General features: G+C 70.2%; 17 protein-coding genes. 8 read left to right on the top strand and 9 right to left on the bottom strand.

Annotation, left to right across the window (positions count from 1 at the left end):
- Positions 1-13: 13 nt before the first annotated feature.
- The 3 genes from AC5WS8_RS17125 to AC5WS8_RS17115 all read right to left on the bottom strand — a co-directional run bounded on the left by AC5WS8_RS17125 (position 14) and on the right by AC5WS8_RS17115 (position 1,918).
- Positions 14-214 (bottom strand): DUF5988 family protein, encoded by a 201-nt coding sequence (locus tag AC5WS8_RS17125; protein ID WP_496104253.1) that lies wholly within the window; start codon positions 212-214, stop codon positions 14-16.
- 77 nt (positions 215-291) lie between these two features.
- On the bottom strand, positions 292-1,290 hold the full coding sequence (locus tag AC5WS8_RS17120; protein ID WP_496104252.1) for an inorganic phosphate transporter: 999 nt from the start codon (positions 1,288-1,290) through the stop codon (positions 292-294).
- 7 nt (positions 1,291-1,297) lie between these two features.
- Positions 1,298-1,918: a DUF47 domain-containing protein gene (locus AC5WS8_RS17115; RefSeq protein WP_055490603.1), complete on the bottom strand. Its 621-nt coding sequence runs from the start codon at positions 1,916-1,918 to the stop codon at positions 1,298-1,300.
- A gap of 220 nt (positions 1,919-2,138) precedes the next feature.
- Between AC5WS8_RS17115 and AC5WS8_RS17110 the strand changes: the two genes are divergently transcribed.
- On the top strand, positions 2,139-2,495 hold the full coding sequence (locus AC5WS8_RS17110; RefSeq protein WP_496104251.1) for a metal-sensitive transcriptional regulator: 357 nt from the start codon (positions 2,139-2,141) through the stop codon (positions 2,493-2,495).
- 27 nt (positions 2,496-2,522) lie between these two features.
- Here the strand turns inward: AC5WS8_RS17110 and AC5WS8_RS17105 are convergent, their stop codons facing one another.
- Both AC5WS8_RS17105 and AC5WS8_RS17100 read right to left on the bottom strand, forming a co-directional pair.
- On the bottom strand, positions 2,523-2,726 hold the full coding sequence (locus tag AC5WS8_RS17105; protein ID WP_496104250.1) for a hypothetical protein: 204 nt from the start codon (positions 2,724-2,726) through the stop codon (positions 2,523-2,525).
- Between the two features lie 202 nt (positions 2,727-2,928).
- Complete coding sequence (locus AC5WS8_RS17100; protein WP_496104249.1) at positions 2,929-3,771, bottom strand: SCO4651 family lipoprotein; 843 nt, start codon at positions 3,769-3,771, stop codon at positions 2,929-2,931.
- Positions 3,772-4,358: 587 nt separating this feature from the next.
- On the opposite strand from AC5WS8_RS17100, the gene AC5WS8_RS17095 reads away from it, so the two are divergent.
- Positions 4,359-5,891, top strand: a complete 1,533-nt coding sequence (locus AC5WS8_RS17095) for an FAD-binding oxidoreductase (RefSeq protein ID WP_496104248.1) — start codon at positions 4,359-4,361, stop codon at positions 5,889-5,891.
- A 34-nt stretch (positions 5,892-5,925) separates the two neighbouring features.
- Here AC5WS8_RS17095 and AC5WS8_RS17090 read toward each other — a convergent pair whose 3' ends face one another.
- From AC5WS8_RS17090 to AC5WS8_RS17080, 3 genes are all read right to left on the bottom strand, one after another.
- Positions 5,926-6,624, bottom strand: a complete 699-nt coding sequence (locus AC5WS8_RS17090; RefSeq protein ID WP_496104247.1) for a phosphatase PAP2 family protein — start codon at positions 6,622-6,624, stop codon at positions 5,926-5,928.
- Between the two features lie 281 nt (positions 6,625-6,905).
- Positions 6,906-7,913, bottom strand: a complete 1,008-nt coding sequence (locus tag AC5WS8_RS17085; protein WP_496104246.1) for a C40 family peptidase — start codon at positions 7,911-7,913, stop codon at positions 6,906-6,908.
- 435 nt (positions 7,914-8,348) lie between these two features.
- Positions 8,349-9,104 (bottom strand): trypsin-like serine peptidase, encoded by a 756-nt coding sequence (locus tag AC5WS8_RS17080; protein ID WP_496104245.1) that lies wholly within the window; start codon positions 9,102-9,104, stop codon positions 8,349-8,351.
- 1,116 nt (positions 9,105-10,220) lie between these two features.
- Here AC5WS8_RS17080 and AC5WS8_RS17075 point away from each other — a divergent pair.
- The 6 genes from AC5WS8_RS17075 (at position 10,221) to AC5WS8_RS17050 (ending at position 17,528) form a co-directional block, all read left to right on the top strand.
- A complete protein-coding gene (locus AC5WS8_RS17075) occupies positions 10,221-10,529 on the top strand; it encodes a DUF8827 family protein (RefSeq protein ID WP_451594241.1) in 309 nt (102 codons plus the stop codon).
- Between the two features lie 219 nt (positions 10,530-10,748).
- Positions 10,749-11,585, top strand: a complete 837-nt coding sequence (locus tag AC5WS8_RS17070; protein WP_496104244.1) for a DUF8175 domain-containg protein — start codon at positions 10,749-10,751, stop codon at positions 11,583-11,585.
- A complete protein-coding gene (locus AC5WS8_RS17065; RefSeq protein WP_496104243.1) occupies positions 11,575-12,900 on the top strand; it encodes a hypothetical protein in 1,326 nt (441 codons plus the stop codon). Before AC5WS8_RS17070 ends, AC5WS8_RS17065 begins: the two co-directional genes overlap by 11 nt.
- Positions 12,897-14,456: an SCO6880 family protein gene (locus AC5WS8_RS17060; protein ID WP_496104242.1), complete on the top strand. Its 1,560-nt coding sequence runs from the start codon at positions 12,897-12,899 to the stop codon at positions 14,454-14,456. The genes AC5WS8_RS17065 and AC5WS8_RS17060 overlap by 4 nt, the downstream gene beginning before the upstream one ends.
- Before the next feature lie 6 nt (positions 14,457-14,462).
- Positions 14,463-15,887, top strand: a complete 1,425-nt coding sequence (locus tag AC5WS8_RS17055; RefSeq protein ID WP_496104241.1) for an ATP-binding protein — start codon at positions 14,463-14,465, stop codon at positions 15,885-15,887.
- Positions 15,888-15,920: 33 nt separating this feature from the next.
- Positions 15,921-17,528 (top strand): type IV secretory system conjugative DNA transfer family protein, encoded by a 1,608-nt coding sequence (locus tag AC5WS8_RS17050; protein ID WP_496104240.1) that lies wholly within the window; start codon positions 15,921-15,923, stop codon positions 17,526-17,528.
- 32 nt (positions 17,529-17,560) lie between these two features.
- On the opposite strand, the gene AC5WS8_RS17045 is transcribed toward AC5WS8_RS17050, so the two are convergent.
- Positions 17,561-18,142, bottom strand: a complete 582-nt coding sequence (locus AC5WS8_RS17045; protein WP_496104239.1) for a GNAT family N-acetyltransferase — start codon at positions 18,140-18,142, stop codon at positions 17,561-17,563.
- Positions 18,143-18,230: the final 88 nt, after the last annotated feature.

Below are 18,230 nucleotides of genomic sequence, written 5' to 3'. Positions count from 1 at the left end.
CGCGTCCGGCCCGCTACTCGGCCACTTCCGTCCGCTCCCACCACCGGTACACGGTGACGTTCTGCTCCTCGACGTCCTCATGGCGCGTGGTGACCTTGTAGTGCTCGTACCCACCACGGTGCGGGATCTTGAGTTCCTGGCCGGGAGGAACGACCGGCACGACCTTCCCGGCCAGCTCCTCGGGTCCACCTTGAAGAAGTGCCTTCGTACCCATATATCCAGTTTTGCCGGCCTGCCGGCACCCGCATCTCGAGACCGCGGGCCGGCCCGGTGACACCGGAGAGCGGGTGCCTACAGGAACGCCAGGTTGATCAGCCCGTAGGCCGTCGCCGCGACCAGCGCCGCCGCCGGCATCGTGATGAACCAGCCCAGGACGATGTTCTTCGCCACGCCCCAGCGCACCGCGTTCACCCGCTTCGTCGCGCCCACGCCCATGATCGCCGAGGTGATCACATGCGTCGTGGAGATCGGCGCCTTGAACAGGAACGCCGTCGCGAACATGATCGACGCCCCCGTGGTCTCGGCCGCGAACCCCTGCGGCGGGTCCAGCTCGATGATCTTGCGGCCCAGGGTGCGCATGATGCGCCAGCCGCCCGCGTAGGTGCCCAGCGACAGCATCAGCGCGGAGATCAGTTTCACCCACACCGGGATGGGGTCCCCGTAGTGCTGGACGTCCGCGATGACCAGCGCCATCACCACGACGCCCATCGTCTTCTGCGCGTCCTGCAGACCGTGGCCGAGGGCCATGCCGGCCGCCGACACCGTCTGGGCTATGCGGAAACCGCGCTTGGCCTTGTGCGGGTTGGACCGCCGGAAGAGCCACATGATGACCATCATCACCAGGTAGCCGACGATCAGGCCCACCACCGGGGACAGGAACATGGGCGTGATGACCTTGTCCACGACGCCGGACCAGTGCACCGTCGTACCGCCCGCGAGGGCCGCGCCCACCAGTCCGCCGAACAGCGCGTGCGACGAGGACGACGGCAGGCCGTAGTACCAGGTGATCAGGTTCCAGACGATGGCGCCGAGCAGTGCGGCGAACAGGATCCCCATCCCGTTGCCGCCCGCAGGCGTCTGGATGAGTCCCTCGCTGACCGTCTTCGCCACGCCGCTGCCCAGGAAGGCACCGGCGAGGTTCATCACCGCCGCCATCGCCAGCGCCGCGCGTGGGGTCAGCGCCCGCGTCGAGACGGAGGTCGCGATGGCGTTCGCGGAGTCGTGGAAGCCGTTGGTGTATGCGAAGAGGAGTGCGACCAGGATGGTCAGGATCAGAGCGAAGGTGTCCATGGACGCCTCAGGACTCCTTGACCGCGATGGTCTCCACGGTGTTGGCCACGTGCTCGAACGCGTCCGCGGCCTCCTCCAGCACGTCCACGATCTGTTTGAGCTTCAGGACCTCTATCGCGTCGTACTTGCCGTTGAACAGATGGGCCAGCAGCTTGCGGTGGATCTGGTCCGCCTGGTTCTCCAGCCGGTTGACCTCGATCCAGTACTCGGTGAGGTTCTCCATCGTGCGGAGGTTCGGCATCGCCTCGGCCGTCAACTCCGCCGCCCGCGCCAGCACCTCGATCTGCTGCTCGACGCCCTTGGGCAGTTCCTCGACGTTGTAGAGGACGACCAGGTCGACGGCCTCCTCCATGAAGTCCATGATGTCGTCGAGGGACGACGCGAGGGAGTAGATGTCCTCACGGTCGAACGGCGTGATGAACGAGGAGTTCAGCTGGTGGAAGATCGCGTGCGTGGCGTCGTCACCGGCGTGTTCCGCGGCCCGCATACGCTCTGCGATCTCGGCCCGGGCGGAGGCGTCAGCCCCGAGCAGTTCCATCAGGAGTTTCGAGCCGGTGACGATGTTGTCCGCGGACGCGGCGAACATGTCGTAGAAGCTCGTCTCCCTGGGGGTCAGACGAAAGCGCACGTGGGGTCCTCAGGATGCTTCGGTTTCGGTCAGGCTGATGCTAAGGGCATCATCCGGCCACGGCTAAGGGGCCGTCCTCCAGTGTCACCCATCGGACAGTGTGGTCCTCACGGGGGCGCCGCGGAGGTGGCCGGACAGTGACCAAGAGCCGTATACCCAGCAAAGTTCGTTACCATATACCGGTGGGGGGTATATGTCCGCGGGGCACGAGGAGGACGCGATGACGACGACCGAGGCCGGCGCGACGGTGCCCCCCGAGGGCACCGAAGCCGTGGTGACCGACCACGACCGCGGCATCCACGGCTACCACAAGCAGAAGGACGAGCACCTCAAGCGGCTGCGCCGCATCGAGGGCCAGATCCGCGGCCTGCAGCGCATGGTCGACGAGGACGTGTACTGCATCGACATACTCACGCAGGTCTCCGCCTCCACGAAGGCCCTGCAGTCCTTCGCGCTCCAGCTGCTGGAGGAGCATCTGCGCCACTGCGTCGCCGACGCCGCACTGAAGGGCGGCACGGAGATCGACGCGAAGGTGGAGGAGGCGACGAAGGCGATCGGGCGCTTGCTGCGGACCTGACGGCGGAACGGGGCGGAGCGGTGCGGATCACTCGCCGAATGTGTCCCGTTCGCCCCCTTCGACCAGTTCGTTCCGTTCCTCGGCCACCTTCAGCACCTCGTCGATGCTTTCCAGACTCAGCCGGTCCTCGTGTGCGGCCGAGGCCGCGATGATCAGGTCACCGCACAGCTCGATCTCGGCGAGGGCCACGTGGTCCTGAACTGCCGTACCGCCGACCGGAGCCACGTGCATCACCTCTTTCTGCCGTCACCGGCTTCCTAGGGCCAGGCCCTAGCGTAGGGAGCGGCCGGGCGCCGCGCATGGCACGGACGGACCATTTCCGGCCCCCTCGACCGCGCCACTTCCGACCGTCGCCCACGACCACATCCGGCCACTCCCCGGCGACCGGGTCCGGCGACTCTCCAACGGCCGCTTCCAGCCACTCGCCCGCATCTCACTGCTCGGCGATCTTCCCGGCGAAGATGTCCCCGGACGCTGGCAGCCGCACGCCGACCGGGGACCCGAAGTCGTACAGCACCGTCGTCGAGGCCACCGCCACCGGCGTCCTCCGCCGCCCGCCCGCGAAACTGAACCGGTGGCGGACCTCGCGGATGCGCCCCTCGTCGTCGAGGTAGGCGTCGAACGGGACCTCGGCCGTGGCGAACCCTTTCGCCGCCGCCTGGAGCGCCCTCCTGTCCCCGGCGGACGCGTCGCGCGCCGCGAGCCCGATGTCGGCGACCCCGCGGTAGTGCCACACCCGGGCCCCACCGATCTCGGTCCTGCCGACGTACGTCGCCTTCCGCACCCCGCGCAGCAGTTCGGCGGCCGCGTACGGGTCGGTGGCGCCGCCGGTGACCAGGTTGCCGTCGGAGAGGGTGGTCGTGTCGACCCGCACCCACTTGTCCGCGGGCACCCCCGCTCCCCGGTTCTTCATGAACAGCGCGCCCGGCGCGAGCAGTTCGGTGATCGGCCGGTGTTCCTCGGCGCCGGCCGGGTCCTGAGGGAGCGTCACCGTCAGTCGGCCGAGCCGGCTCCGGTAGTCGTAGACGCCCTCGCCGCGGATGGTGACCCGGGTGCCGCCGGTCGCCATCTCCATCGACGTACGGGCCTTGGAGCTGCCCGCGCGCTCCAGGGCCGCGGCCGCCCGGTGCAACGCCTGCACGGCGCCCGGGCCGGAGCTCGCGTCCTCGGCGGCGGCCCCACCGCCGGCACAACCGGTGAGCGAGGGGGAGCAGACCAGAAGCCCCACCGTCGCGACCACCGCCGCACCGACCCGACCGCGCTGCCGCACCACCATCGCCTGCCTACCCCCAGCCGGTCCGTCCCGGTGCCCTCCTGTCGTTCCGGTTAACGACCGGTAGGAGGACCCGTCACGCGCGCCACCGGGACTTCACGTGCCCTGGGTAACCTTGTCGGAGTGGAGCAGCAGGACGCCCCCGGCCCCGAGGAACACCGCACGACGACGGTCGAACAGGGCCGTTTCTGTGTGGCCCGGTGCAGTTGCGGCTGGCGGGGGCCGGCCCGCAGGGCGCGCAGCCTGGCACGGTCGGACGCGGAGGTTCACGCGCCCGGCTAGTAGGGCTCCGTTAGGTGTCATTTGCCGGTTGTGTTCGTCCGGGGGCAGGGTGGAGCATCGCAAGGCGGAGCATCGCCCGCGTACTGGATGTACGCGGGTGATGCGACAACGCGGCGAGGTGCCGTGCCGGGCGTCGCGAGCCGGTGAACCTCTCCGGTCACAGCACTGGGCGGCGTCCCCGCACTCCGTCTGCGGCTCCGGCCCCCACGCCCGCACCGCGCTCACCCTGTTGCGATTCTGTGGCACTTCCCGGCGCAACCCCTCGCGAGGAGGCCCCGTCTCGTTCTGCAGAACCAAGGGAGGCGCACATGCGACGGCGTACGTTCATCGGCGGGGCCACCGCCGCGCTCGCGGCGACGGCCACCACCACCGCGTGCGGCAGCGGCACTTCGGCCGGCATCGGCACGTCCCTGCGCACGGGCGGAGCCGGCGCGCAGTCCCCCGCCGACTGGACGGCCCTGGCCAGGGACCTGGACGGCACCCTGGTGCGCCCCGGCGACCACGCCTGGCCCACCGCCCACCAGCTCTACAACACCCGCTTCGACGGGCTGAAGCCGGCGGCGGTGGCATACGTGGCACACACCGACGACATCCGCACCGTGCTGGCGTACGCGCGCATGCACCGCGTCAAGGTCGCCATACGCAACGGCGGCCACTCCTACGCCGGTTGGTCCTCGGGGGACGGGCGCCTGATCGTCGACGTGAGCAGGCTGAACACGATACGGGCGAGCGGGAGCGCGGCGGTCGTGGGCGCCGGTTCCAAGCTGATGGACGTGTACCGTGCGCTCACCGCGAAGGGCGTGACGATACCCGCCGGTTCCTGCCCCACGGTCGGCGTCTCCGGCCTCACCCTCGGCGGCGGCCACGGGGTGGTGTCCCGGGCGTACGGCCTGACCTGTGACAGCCTCACCCAGGCGACCCTGGTCACGGCGGACGGCAAACAGGTCGTGGCCAACGCCACCGAGAACAAGGACCTGTTCTGGGCGCTGCGCGGCGCGGGCAACGGCAATTTCGGCGTCGTCACCGAACTGCGCTTCCGGACCCACCCGGCGCCGCAGGCGGTGTCGGCCTACCTGACCTGGCCGTGGTCCGAGGCGGCCGCAGTGCTCGGGGCCTGGCAGGAGTGGGGCCCGGGCCAGCCCGACGAGATCTGGTCCTCCTGCCACCTCGAGAACGGCGGCACGCCCACCGTCTCCGTCGCCGCCTTCTCGCTCGGCAGCTACGGCGAACTCCAGAACGCCGTCGACCGTCTCGCCGCGAAGGTCGGCTCCCCGGCACGCGGCGTCTCGCTCCGGCGGCACTCCTACGAGGGCGCGATGGAGGCGTACGCGGGCTGCTCCTCCTTCCCCACGGCCGCCCAGTGCCACCTGCCGGGCTCGACGCCGGGCCGCAACCCGCAGGGCGCCCTCGGCCGGGAGACGTACGCGGCCCGCTCCGACTTCTTCGACCGCTCGATCCCGGCGGACGGCGTCCGGACGCTCCTGCGGCAGATCACCCGGGTACGGGGCGGCGCGGGCAGCATCGCGTTCACCGCGCTCGGCGGCGCGGTCAACCGGGTGGCTCCGACGGCGACGGCGTTCGTGCACCGCCGGTCGCGGATGCTGGCGCAGTACATCGCGAGCTGGCAGGCCGGCACCTCGGGTGCGACGGCCCAGTCGTGGCTGAACTCCGCGCACGCGTCGATGCGGAACTACGCGTCCGGGGCGGCGTACCAGAACTACACGGACCCGACGCTCGCCGACTGGCGGAAGGCGTACTACGGGGACGCGGCAACCCGCCTCGCCCAGCTGAAGCACCGGTACGACCCGGACGGCTTCTTCACGTTCCCGCAGTCGCTGTGAGGCGGTGTGAGGCGGTGTCAGGACCTGAGGAGCACTACGCCGCCAGGTCCCTGTCCTGCGGGCGGGACTCCCGCCGCGACCCGGAGATCACGGTCTTCGCGGCGCGCTCCCCACGGGCCCGGACCAGCCGGCCGGCGCGCGGCGCGTGTTCGACGGCCTTCATGACCGGGGTGAGCAGGGCCGTGGCGAGCGGGGAGAGCAGCAGGGCGACGGCGGTGCCGAGGGCGAAGCCGCCGATGACGTCGGTCGGGTAGTGCACGCCCATGTAGACCCGGCAGAAGCCCTCGAGGAGCGCCAGGCCGAGACCGAGAAGCCCGAACTTCCGGTTCGCCACGAAGAGTCCGACGGCCATCGCCATGGTCAGGGTGGCGTGGTCGCTGACGAAGGAGTAGTCGGTCTTGCCGGTGACGAGGACGTCCAGCCCCTGGTGGTCGACGAACGGCCGGGGGCGCTCCACGAAGCCCCGGATCGGCACGTTCACCAGCACCCCGACACCGGCGGCCAGGGGCGCCCAGACGATCGCCGCCACGGACGCCGCCGCGTTCTCGCCGCCCCTGCGGCGCACACTCGTCCAGCACCACAGGACGAGCAGCACCATGACCAACGGCAGACCCCACTCGCCGACGAACTCCATGACCCGGTCGAACCAGTGCGGCGCTTCCTTGGCCAGGCCATTGATGTCGTAGAGCAGGTCGACGTCGGGGTTCGACCCTGATTCGGCCAGTCCAGCCATCGTGCGCGGCCCCTTCGTCGTCCGTCCCGTCCGCGGACACGCCGTGCGCGCGCCGCTGCACCACCGCCGTGGTCGTAGATCCGCTCCACGTCGAGCCCGCAGCCATACGTCAACGCTCTACGGGAGAAGGAACGCACAGTCCTGTTCCCCACGTTCCGCATTCCACCGAATGATCACGCCAACGTTATCGAAGAGAGACACGTCTTCGCAGCTCACGGGGGTGCGTGTGAGGGAGAGTTCCAGCCGGCGCACCCCTGCGCGTGCGCCGTTCACATCCCGGTTCACACCGTCGTGGGCAGCGCTTTCGCGCCATCCGCGGTGACACGCGTCGCCCCGAAGTAGTCGGAGCCGTCGATCGGGTCGAAACGGATCACGGCACCGGTTCTCGGCGCGTCGATCATGTAGCCGCCGCCGACGTAGATCCCGACGTGGTGGATGGCGCGGGAGTCGGTCGGGTCGTGCGAGAAGAACACCAGATCGCCGGGGAGGAGCTCGTCACGGCGGGGGTGCGGCCCGGCGTTGTACTGGTCGTTGGCGACGCGCGGCAGTGTGATGCCGACGCTCGCGTACGCGGCCTTGGTCAGGCCGGAGCAGTCGAAACGTCCGCCCTCCTCGGGCGTGCCGTCGCCACCCCACAGATACGGGGTGCCGAGCTTCTGCTGTGCGTAGTTGATGGCCTCGGCCGCCTGCTTGGAGGGGTCGAGCCGCTGGACGGGTGCGGCGAAGCTCTTCGCCAGGGTCGTGATGGTCTTGACGTAGTTCTGGGTCTCCTTGTACGGCGGCACGCCTCCGTACCGGATGACCGCGTAGGCGCCGGCGTTGTACGCGGCCAGCATGTTCTCCGTCAGGTTGCCGGGCTGGTCCTTGACGTAGGAGGCGAGCTTGCAGTCGTAGGAGGCGGCCGACGGGATCGCGTCCCGCGGGTCCCACACGTCGGCCTTGCCGTCGCCGTTGCCGTCGATGCCGTGGATGGCCCAGGTGCCGGGGATGAACTGCGCTATGCCCTCGGCCTTCGCGGGGCTCTTGGCGTTCGGGTTGAAACCGCTCTCCTGGTAGAGCTGCGCGGCGAGCAGCGCCGGGTTGATGGCGCTGCACATGTTGCCCCACTTCTTCACGAGGGCGGAGTACGCGGCGGGGACGGCGTTCTTGGCGAGGCCGACGGACCCCCCGCCGATACCGTTCGCGAGGTTCCCGGCGACCGTGTAGACCCCGACGACGAGCAGCATCACGAAGCCCAGCGCGGCACCGACGGCTGCGGTCGCCCAGATCCACGCCTTACGCACCGTCAACCGCCCCTCGCCGCCCGGGAGTACGCCGAGGGTCAGTGTAGGCGGGAAGCCGGCCGCCGACCCTGAAAAGGCCTGGCCGGGCCACCCGGGACCGCACAGGACCGGCCACCGCCGAAGCGATGGCCGGTGGTACTGCTCGTGGGAGGCGACGGGGTGCCGCTCGCGGCCTCGCGGGATGCGGCACCGGCCCTACCGGCAGGTCGCGGCCCCGGTCCCACGCGCCGATCGCGGCCCTGCTCCTCCCCGGCGGACGGCGCCCCTGGCCTTGGCTCCCGGAACGGCACCCCAGGCCCTACCCGCCGGACCCGGTGCCGGCCCCACCCGCCGGACGACGACCCTGGCCTTGGCTCCCGGAACGGCACCCCAGGCGCCACCCGCCGGACCCGGCGCCCGACCTACCCGCCGGACCCGATGCCAACCCCCTACCCGCCGGACCTACCCGCCGGACGCGGTCCGGTACAGATCCGCGGCCTCGCGCCCGAGGACCACGCTGTAGGAGATGTCCGGGGTGGAACCGCCCTGTTCGTGTCCGCCGAGGACCCCCACGACCTCGCCGTAGCCGTTCACCCAGGGGCTTCCGCTCGTGCCGCTGGTGAAGCTCGGGCAGTCGATGCGCTGCTGGGTGCGGCTGTGGACGGTCGGCCTGTTGGTACAGGTGATCGGGGACTCCTCGGAGTCCGGGTAGCCGGTGACGGTCACGGCGGTGGCGCCGGTCTCGTGCCCGGTGACGAACCTGTTGCCGCCCACGATGCTCTCGACCTCGACGCCCCCGATGGACTCCACGGTGCCGAACGCCACGTCGCTGTCCTCGTCCTGGCCACCGCTCCAGCGGTCACCGACGAAGGTCTTGGTCACCTTCCACACGCCGTAGGGAGCCTTGCCGTCCCGGTAGCCGGGGGCGAACCAGAGCGTGCCGCTGCCCGCGCAGTGCGCGGCGGTCACGATCAGGTTGCCGTGCTTGCTGTGCACGACGGAGGCGGTGCAGAAGTGACCGCCCTCCAGACCGCCGGACGCGCCGAACAGCGGGCCGATGCGGGAGCTGGCCTGAGAGGCGGGCGCCTGCACGGTCACGCCCAGCGGTCCGGGACTGCCGGCGGCCGCCGCCACGGAGGAGGAGGTGGCAGCGAGCAGCACGACGGCGCCCAAGAACGCGTGCCGCCGGTTACCAGGGGGGCGTGTGATGCCGTTCATCACCTCTTACTGTGGCCCAGAAAGGTGAGAAAAGCTCCGTGACCAATCTGAAATCTTCCTATGAGGTTTCGTTTCCCCAGGTCAGCAAGAGCATTCGGCGCAACGCACGCCCTCTTTCCGGAGGCATCCCGTCCGGTCACCCACGGATACCCGCCCCTCTGCGCACACATCATCCTCGTACACATGCACGATGCACTCCCGTTCCCATACGTAAGTTCGAACGAGTCGGAGCGGCGGCAAGTCGGCGCCACACCCCGCCATCCCGCGGGCATCGACCGGTAAGGCGGGCGCCCGGGTTCGGCGATGCGGAAGTCAGGACTCCAGGAGTCCCTCGTAGGCGCGTACCGAACAAGTCGAAGTCGTCCCGGGCCGCCGCCTCGTCGCCGGGAACACCGAACCGGCGACGCACCCGCACGCACGTCCCCGTCAACCGGAACCAGCAGAACGCACGTTGTGTAGGACACCCCCAACGGACCGACCCGCCCGGCAGGTGGCGCCGTAGGGACTCGGCCGTCGCCGCCACGCCGGCCGCGGCCGTCGCCGTGCGCCCTCGCAGGAATCCGCGCCTTCCCGGGCTCCGCGCCTTCCCGGGCTCCTCGCCTTCCCGGGCTCCTCGCCTTCCCGGGGTTCTCGTCTTCCCGGGCTCCTCGTCTTTCCGGGGTTCTCGTCTTCCCGGGCATCTCGTGCTTCGGCGCACATCGGTGCGATCTGACGTGCCCCCACCCGACGCGTACGCGCCCCCCGTTCAGGGATAGCCTTCCGCTCGTACGGGTGACGCCCGTACGCCACGGGCCGGCCGGTCGGCTCGCGTCACGGGGCTCACCAGGCCCCACGGCGCAGAAGACGTTAACGACGGAACCACACACCAGGTTCCGCTGCGACTTCATTGCCCGGCGTGACCTGCCGTGATACACACAGTAACCATACGCGCCCTCACACACCGGTCCACGCCCCTCGCGAGGGTCCCACGCGGGCCGAACGCAAGGGACACGCACGAAAGCCGCCAACCAATGACGCCAAGTCGACATGCGACAGCGGCATTGTCGGCGAGAATGGCCCTGACCTCTGCGACGGTGACAGGGGGTACGGAACAACCCAACAGGGGCGGTGACTTACATGCAGCTCGCGGCCGCAAAGGGCGACATCAACACGATTATCGGCGGTATCGCCCCGGACTGGGGACCGTTCGGCAGCCTGGGCAACGAGGCTCGCGTGATGGTCGAGGTGGTGATGGCCGTAGCCATCCTGCTCTGCCTGGCGATCGCGATCTGGGGTGCGGCCAAACAGCGCATCGGCGCGACCGCCCTGCGCGACACGTTCAGCGCCGAGCAGGGCAAGGGCCTCATCATCGCGGGTCTGACCGGGGTCTTCATCATCGGCTCCCTGGGCACGCTGTTCACGATCGTGTACGGCATGGCCGTCTAGGCCCGGCCCTGGACCGCCGGGCCCCTCCGGCGCGCCGTCAGTCCCCGGCCGGGCGCGCCCGGTAGCCCCTCCGACCCATTCGTCCGTCGCGCCCACCGGCTGAGGTTGCGTTTCCCTGATGTCGAGTCACCACACCGCGCCCGCGCGGCGACCAGCACGGCTACCGTCGTACTTCTACGCGGTTCAAGTAGGCCAACAGCTGAAGGGGGCGTGCGCGGCGTGAGTCTCGGTGACGGTGCCTCCGGCGGGGGCGACACGGAGTACGGCGGGGTCGGACAGACCCGCACCCGACTCCCCGGCGGCCGGGGCGGTGACGTGTACGGGGGTGCCCGGCGGGGCCGGTCCTCGTCCCGGAGCCTGGTCACGGTGGTCGGCGTGGTCGTCCTGCTGATCGCAGCGATCGCCTTCGCGAACCGGGGGGGCGAGGGTGCGTCGTCGGCGGACGGCGGCCAGAGCAGAGCGGACTCGGCCCCCACGGCGGCGTCGGGGGCGCGGCCGGTGCGGTCGAAGAACGGGGGGATTCCTTCGGGGTTCGCTCATGACCAGCAGGGAGCGGAGTCGGCTGCGGCGAACTACGCGGTGGCGCTGGTGTCGGCCGACATCCTCAAGCCGGTGCGGCGCAGCGAGATCCTGCAACAGGTGTTCGTCCCCAGCCAGGTGTCCGCCCTGGAGGCCAAGTTCAACAAGGTGTACAGCAAGGAGTTCCTGAACAAGCTCGGCCTGGATGACAACGGCAATCCGACCGGGGGCCACACATACGTCTCACGCACCATGCCCATCGGTACCAGGACCACCCAGTACTCGGGCACGGCCGCGACCGTCGAGGTGTGGTGCACAGGTGTCTTCGGTACGACGGGCGACGACTCGACCAACCCGGTCAGCAACGACTACTTCACCATGACGCTCCAGATGCGCTGGTCCGGCGGCGACTGGAAGGTCGACAGCTTCTCCCAGAAGGCAGGACCTGCGCCGGTCAACGGCGACAACAAGGTCTCAACGTCCGAGGAGATCTCGAAGGCCGTCGAGGAGTTCGGAGGCTTCACCTATGCCCGGTAGCCCGCGCCTCGCCCTCAAGGTCACCGCAGCGCTCACAGCCCTGCAGACGGCCACCGTCCTGCTGGCCACCCGAGCCGCTGCAGCGCCCTCCCCGACTCCGTCCCCGTCGGACAACGGGTGCGACCTCATCGTCGGCCCCGCCAGAAGCCGCTGCGACCTGGACCACCACTCCCGCTCCGGCAGCGGTCCATCCCTCGTCCCCGACGACAACCCCCTCGACCCCCTCTCCTCCCTGGCAAAGGGCTGCGCCAAAGCCGCCTCCTGGACCATCGACAAGCTCAGCGAGGCCGTCAAGGAGACCGCGAGCGTCGACTTCACCAACCAGAAGTTCCTCCAGCAGTACGCCATCGTCTTCGCGGCCTCCGCGATCCTCACCCTCGTCCTGTGGCTGCTGGCCGTGGCCAAGCGCGCCGTGCGCGGCGTGCCGCTCGGTACCGCCATCAGCGAAGCCGTCGGGTTCCTCTGGCTCACGGTGCTGGCCTCCGCGTTCACCCCGCTGATCCTCTACACCGTCGTCTCGGCGACCGACGCCGTCAGCGACGTCCTGGCCAAGGCCACCGGCGACCAGACGAACACGTTCTTCGGCACGTTCTCCGGCGCCCTCGCCAAGGGCACCGACATCGGCGGCGGCCCGATCATGCTGATCATCGTCTCGCTGGTGTCGATCCTCGCCGCCGGCGTCCTCTACCTGGAGCTGTTCCTGCGGGCCGTCCTCCTCTACGTCGGCGCCCTGCTCGGCGTCGTCGTCTACTCCGGCCTCGTCGACAAGAACCTCTGGGGCCATGTCCGCCGCTGGGCGGGCATCATGATCGCGGTCATCCTGGTCAAGCCGGTCATCGTCATCGTGCTCGGCCTCGCCGGCGCCCTCGCCTCCGACGGCGGCCCGGACTCCCTCGCCGCCGTGGTCTCCGGCCTCGCCATCATCCTGCTCGCCATCTTCTCGAGCGCCATGATCTACCGTTTCGTGCCCGGGTTCGGTGACGAGATCGTCAACTCCCGCAACAACCGCATCATGCAGGGCGCGGAGCGCAAGGCCGCGGCCGTCATCAGCTCCCCGGCGACCCTCGTCGCCCAGGGCATCAAGACCCACAGCACGCGCGCCGACAGCAACGGCGGCGGGGCCGCCGGCGCCACCCAGCCGCCCCGTCCCGCCAACCCCGCCTCCGGTGGCGTGGCCGCGCACAGCACCCGTACCCCGGGCGGCGGCGGAGCCGTCCCCTCCGCGCCCCCGCCGCGTACCAGCCCGGCCCAGACGCCGCACGCGAGCAGCACCCGCAACAGCAGTACCAACCGCACGGGAGGTGAAGGGCGTTGACGACCGAGTCCCACGTGTCCCATCCGGTCACGCCCCGCCGTACATATCTGATCGGCCGCGCCCGGCCGAACGCGATCATCGGCCGCAACCGCGAGACCGGCGAGATCGCGCTGATCATCGCGGGCGCGTTCCTCGGCATGATGTGCGGGCTCCTCGTCCCCGTCCTGTCCCTGCGCATCGTGCTGCTGATGGGCTTCCCACTGCTGGCGCTGGCCGCCGTGTACGTGCCGTACAAGCACCGCACGTTCTACAAGTGGTTCGAGATCAACCGCAGTTACAAGCGGACGCTCCGGCAGAGCGCCGCCTACCGGTCCGGGGTCATGGAGGCCGGCACCCGGCTCGACGGGCGCGAGGTCGAGATCGGGCCGCCTCCGGGCATCGGCCGCATCGCCTGGCTGGCCGCCCCCTTCGGGCCGGACGAGATCGCCGTCCTCCTGCACGCCGACCGCAGGACGGTCACCGCCGCCATCGAGATCGAGGGCCCCGGCGTCGGCCTGCGCGACAGCGAGGACCAGGAGGCCCTCGTCGACCGCTTCGGCACCCTGCTGAAGCACGTCGCGAACGGCGACGGCTTCGTCACCCGCCTGCAGATGCTCGCCCGCACCCTGCCCGCCGACCCGGACGCGCACGCCAAGGACGTCGCCCAGCGAGGCGACGGGCGCTCGCCGAACTGGCTGCAGCAGTCGTACGACCAGCTGCTCTCCATGGTGTCGACGAGCAGCGAGCAGCACCGCGCCTACCTCGTCGCCTGTATGCACTACACCCGCGAACTGGCGGCCGAGGCACAGGCCATGGCGCGCGCGGCCCGGCCGCAGGGCGGTAAGAAGGTCGACCGGGACGCGGGACTCGCGGTCGTCATGGCGCGCGAGCTGACCGACATCTGCTCGCGGCTGCAGGAAGCCGACATCCGCGTACGGCAGCCGCTGGGGCAGGGGCGGCTCGCCTCCCTCATCCACTCCATGTACGACCCGGACCACCCCATCGACCACATCCAGGCGATGACCAGGCGCAACGCCTGGCCCGCGGAGCTCGACGCCACGGAGCCCACCTACCTCCAGGCCAAGACCCGCGAGTCCTCCACCCGCGCGCCCTGGTGCCACGCCACCGCGTGGGTCAAGGAGTGGCCGATGACCCCGGTCGGCGTGAACTTCCTCGCGCCCCTCCTCGTCCACACCCCGGACGTCATCCGCACCGTGGCCGTCACCATGGACCTCGAACCCACCGAGGTCGCCATCGAGCGGATGCTGACGGAGAAGACGAACGACGAGGCGGAGGCCAGCCGTGCCGCCAAGATGAACCGCACCGTCGACCCCCGCGACATCGCCGCCCACTCCCGCCTCGACCAGCGCGGTGAGGATCTGGCGAGCGGCGCCGCCGGCGTCAACCTGGTCGGCTACATCACCGTCTCCTCCCGTTCCCCGGAAGCCCTGGCCCGCGACAAGCGGACCATCCGTGCCTCGGCAGGCAAGTCGTACCTGAAGCTGGAGTGGTGCGACCGCGAGCACCACCGGGCCTTCGTGAACACGCTCCCCTTCGCCACCGGCATTCGGAGGTAATGCCTGATGCGGGATCCGTTGTCCGTCCTGACCGACGCCTTCACGTCCTTCCTCTTCGGCAAGGTCGAGACGACCCGGCTGCCCGTCCGCACCTCCACGGGCCAGGCCCAGGCCGTCTACCTGCCGACGGCCGCGCCCGGCCTCGGCGACTCCGGCGTCATCATCGGCCGCGAGGTGTACTCCGGTAAGGGGTACGTCTACGACCCCTTCCAGCTGTACGGCCAGCAGCTCCCGGCGCCGCACTGGCTCGTCCTCGGCGAGTCCGGCAACGGCAAGTCGGCACTGGAGAAGACCTACGTGCTGCGCCAGCTCCGCTTCCGCGACCGGCAGGTCGTGGTGCTGGACGCACAGGGCGAGGACGGCGTCGGCGAGTGGAACCTCATCGCCGAGGAGCTGGGGATAACACCCATCCGGCTCGACCCGACGGCCGCCCTGGACCACGGCATCCGGCTCAACCCGCTCGACCCGTCGATCACCACGACCGGGCAGCTGGCGCTGCTCCGCACGATCATCGAGGTGGCGATGGGCCACGGCCTGGACGAGCGGTCCGGCTTCGCCCTGAAGGTCGCACACGCCTACGTCAACGAGACGATCGTCGAACGCCAGCCCGTGCTCAGCGACATCGTCGAACAGCTACGGCACCCCGAGCCCGAGTCGGCGGAGGCCATGAACGTCGCCCTGGACGACGTACGCGCCTGGGGCCTGGACGTGGCCCTCGTCCTGGACCGCCTGGTCGACGGTGACCTGCGCGGCATGTTCGACGGCCCCACCACGGTCGGCATCGACCTGGACGCCCCGCTGATCGTGTTCGACCTGTCCCACATCGACCGGAACTCCATCGCCATGCCGATCCTGATGGCGATCGTCGGTGTGTGGCTGGAGCACACCTGGATCCGCCCCGACCGGAAGAAGCGCATCTTCCTGGTCGAGGAGGCCTGGCACATCATCAACAGCCCGTTCGTCGCCCAGCTGTTCCAGCGGCTGCTGAAGTTCGGCCGGCGCCTCGGCCTGTCCTTCGTGGCCGTGGTCCACCACCTGAGCGACGTGGTGGACGGAGCGGCGGCCAAGGAAGCGGCGGCGATCCTGAAGATGGCGTCGACCAGGACGATCTACGCCCAGAAGGCCGACGAGGCACGGGCGACGGGCCGGGTACTGGGCCTGCCGCGCTGGGCGGTGGAGATCATCCCGACTCTGAGCCCCGGTATCGCGGTGTGGGACGTCAACGGCAACGTGCAGGTCGTCAAACACCTGGTCACCGAGATGGAACGGCCGCTGGTCTTCACCGACCGCGCCATGACGGAGTCGTCGAGCGACCACCTCGCGGACGACGCGCTGCGCGCCGCGGAGCGGGAGGCGGAGGAACGCGCGGCGTCCTTCGTCGAACAACGGCTGAGCGACCTGGACGGCTCGTCCGAGACCACGGTGGCGTAGAGACATGAGAAACATGGGGTTCATGGGGTCCCGATGAAACCGGTCAAGGAACAGCAGGGGCGGCAGCAGGACGGCCAGGGCGGGATCCCCGACGGGCTGTTGGTGGGTGTGCTCGCCTTCCTGCTGGGCGTGACGCTGATGGTGTGGACGGCCACGGGCCTCGCGGGCTGGATCGCCCGGGGCGCGTGGCCGCACGGTGTACGGATCAGCAGCACCCCGGTGGCCATGCGCCACCTGATCACCCGTCCTCACGACATCACGGGCGCCTGGCCGGACACACCGCCGGGCCAGCTCGCCGGATACGGGCTGTTCTGGGGGCTGTTCATAGGCGAACTGATGGTGCTGTTCGTGCTCACGGTGTTCGCGATCGGCACGGTGGCACGTTGGAAGGCGGTACGAGCCCGGAGAAAGGCGGAGGCCGCGGCGGCGAGAGCCCACCGGGCGACACGCGGGAGACCGTACGGGGACGTGACCTCGTCCGGTGGACCGCAGGGGACGGCGCCCGGCGCGGCGGCCGATCCGCTCCCCGCCGTCGCCCCGGGCTCGGCCCCCCACCCGGCCCCGGCTGCCGCACCTCTTCCCCAGCACCTCGGCACACAGCCGCTCGCGCCGGCCACCGGCCCGGGCGCCGCGACCACCGGTGTCGAACAGGCCCTGCCCGCAGGCGCCGCACCCGTGGCTCCCGGCGCCCCCGCTCCCGTCACCGGCACCGGGAAGGCGCCCTCCGTGGTCCTCGGCGGCCCCGATGTCCGTCATCCCGTCGCGGCCCAGGCCGTACGCGACGCGGAGGGGCCCGCGCTGGTCATCACCTCCAGTCCCGCCCTGTGGTACGAGACCAAGGACGCCCGCGCCAAGCTGGGCCCCGTCCTCCTCTACGACCCCTCCCACCTGTGCGACACCCCTGCCCGGCTGCACTGGTCGCCGTTCTCCGACTGCGCCGACAAGGCGACCGCCGCAGCACGCGCTGTCGCGCTTCTCGCCCCCGTCCGTCCCACGGCCCGTATCGACGAGGCGGTGGCCGACGTGGCGGAAACGCTCCTGCGGAGCTATCTGCACGCCGCCGCCATAGACGGCCGCACCGTCCGGCACATCCACCGCTGGGCCCAGGGCACGCAGGTGCAGGAGGCGGTGCGCGCCCTGCGGACGAACCCCAAGGCGTCACCCGGCGCAGCGGGCGAACTGGAGGCCGCGCTCACCTCCCACCCCGAACGCCGGGACATGGCGCAGGAGCTGACGGCCCGCGCGCTGTCCTCCCTCTTCACCGTCAATATCCGCGAGGCATGCACACCCAACCGAACTGACAGCCTCGCCTTGGATTCCTTCGTCGACGAAGGGGGAACGCTTTATGTGGTCGGTGAATCCATCGAGGACCCCCGCCAGCACCCCGGTGCCATGCCACTGCTGACGGCCCTCGCCTCCAGCGTGGTCGAGCGCGGCCGCCGCATGGCCGAACGGTCATCCTCCGGTCGCCTCGACCCACCATTCACCCTGATCCTGGACGACGTGGCAGCGGTGGCTCCCCTGCCCCGGCTCCCGGACCTTCTGACCACGGGACGGGACCAGGGTCTGCCCACTCTGGCCCTGCTCCGCTCCAGGGAACAGGCCCGCAACCGCTGGCCCCATGACGAACTGCCCGCATAGCCGAGGGCAACCCGCCCCCGGCCGGCCCCCGTCTACGGTCGCTCGATGACCAACTCCAGCTCCCGCTCCACCCCGCCGTTGCCGTTGTCGTTCACGGACAACGGCACCGTCACTCCGCTCGGCGTAAAGCCCACCTTCCGGTAGAACGCCTGGGCACGACCGTTGTCCTCGTGCACGATCAGCCGCACCCGCTCCACCCCGAGGCTCCAGGCCCACTCCAGGGCCTCCTCGAACAGCACCTCGGTCAGCCCGCATCCGCGGTGCTCGGGCCGCACGTAGACGCCGACGACGTGCCCCTGCCACCGCTCGACCGGAAAACCAGCCCAGTCCTTCGTACCGGCCTCCTCCAGCAGCACCGTGACGGTACCGACCCACGCGCCGTCCGGCCCCTCCGCGACGAACTGGCGCGCGTCGGCCGCCCCTTCCGCACACCCGGCCGTACGCTCCTGCCAGTAGGAGTCGGGCTTGGCCAGGGCCAGGTCGTACTTCTCCAGGAAGGCGAGGTGCGCCACGGGGTCCTGCAGCGCAAGGAGCCGCAGCGCCTTCACAGCGGGCCATTCCTCGGCACGTATGGCACGAACGACGTACGTCTCAGAGAGATCGGGGCAACTCATGGGGCAACCGTACGTCACCGAGAAGGCTCCGGAACGCGAAAAAGCCCCAACTCACCGGGGTCACCGGGAGTTGGGGCTCTTTCTCAAG

The organism is Streptomyces sp. PTL18, from assembly GCF_059510295.1.
This window is presented reverse-complemented; position numbering and strand designations above follow the sequence as displayed.

Coding starts and splice junctions, on each gene's coding strand:
- AC5WS8_RS17105 (WP_496104250.1), bottom strand. CDS start 2,726: ATGCACGTGGCTCCGGTCGGCGGTACGGCAGTTCAGGACCACGTGGCC.
- AC5WS8_RS17045 (WP_496104239.1), bottom strand. CDS start 18,142: ATGAGTTGCCCCGATCTCTCTGAGACGTACGTCGTTCGTGCCATACGT.
- AC5WS8_RS17125 (WP_496104253.1), bottom strand. CDS start 214: ATGGGTACGAAGGCACTTCTTCAAGGTGGACCCGAGGAGCTGGCCGGG.
- AC5WS8_RS17090 (WP_496104247.1), bottom strand. CDS start 6,624: ATGGCTGGACTGGCCGAATCAGGGTCGAACCCCGACGTCGACCTGCTC.
- AC5WS8_RS17050 (WP_496104240.1), top strand. CDS start 15,921: ATGAAACCGGTCAAGGAACAGCAGGGGCGGCAGCAGGACGGCCAGGGC.
- AC5WS8_RS17065 (WP_496104243.1), top strand. CDS start 11,575: ATGCCCGGTAGCCCGCGCCTCGCCCTCAAGGTCACCGCAGCGCTCACA.
- AC5WS8_RS17055 (WP_496104241.1), top strand. CDS start 14,463: ATGCGGGATCCGTTGTCCGTCCTGACCGACGCCTTCACGTCCTTCCTC.
- AC5WS8_RS17120 (WP_496104252.1), bottom strand. CDS start 1,290: ATGGACACCTTCGCTCTGATCCTGACCATCCTGGTCGCACTCCTCTTC.
- AC5WS8_RS17080 (WP_496104245.1), bottom strand. CDS start 9,104: ATGAACGGCATCACACGCCCCCCTGGTAACCGGCGGCACGCGTTCTTG.
- AC5WS8_RS17110 (WP_496104251.1), top strand. CDS start 2,139: ATGACGACGACCGAGGCCGGCGCGACGGTGCCCCCCGAGGGCACCGAA.
- AC5WS8_RS17075 (WP_451594241.1), top strand. CDS start 10,221: ATGCAGCTCGCGGCCGCAAAGGGCGACATCAACACGATTATCGGCGGT.
- AC5WS8_RS17100 (WP_496104249.1), bottom strand. CDS start 3,771: ATGGTGGTGCGGCAGCGCGGTCGGGTCGGTGCGGCGGTGGTCGCGACG.
- AC5WS8_RS17095 (WP_496104248.1), top strand. CDS start 4,359: ATGCGACGGCGTACGTTCATCGGCGGGGCCACCGCCGCGCTCGCGGCG.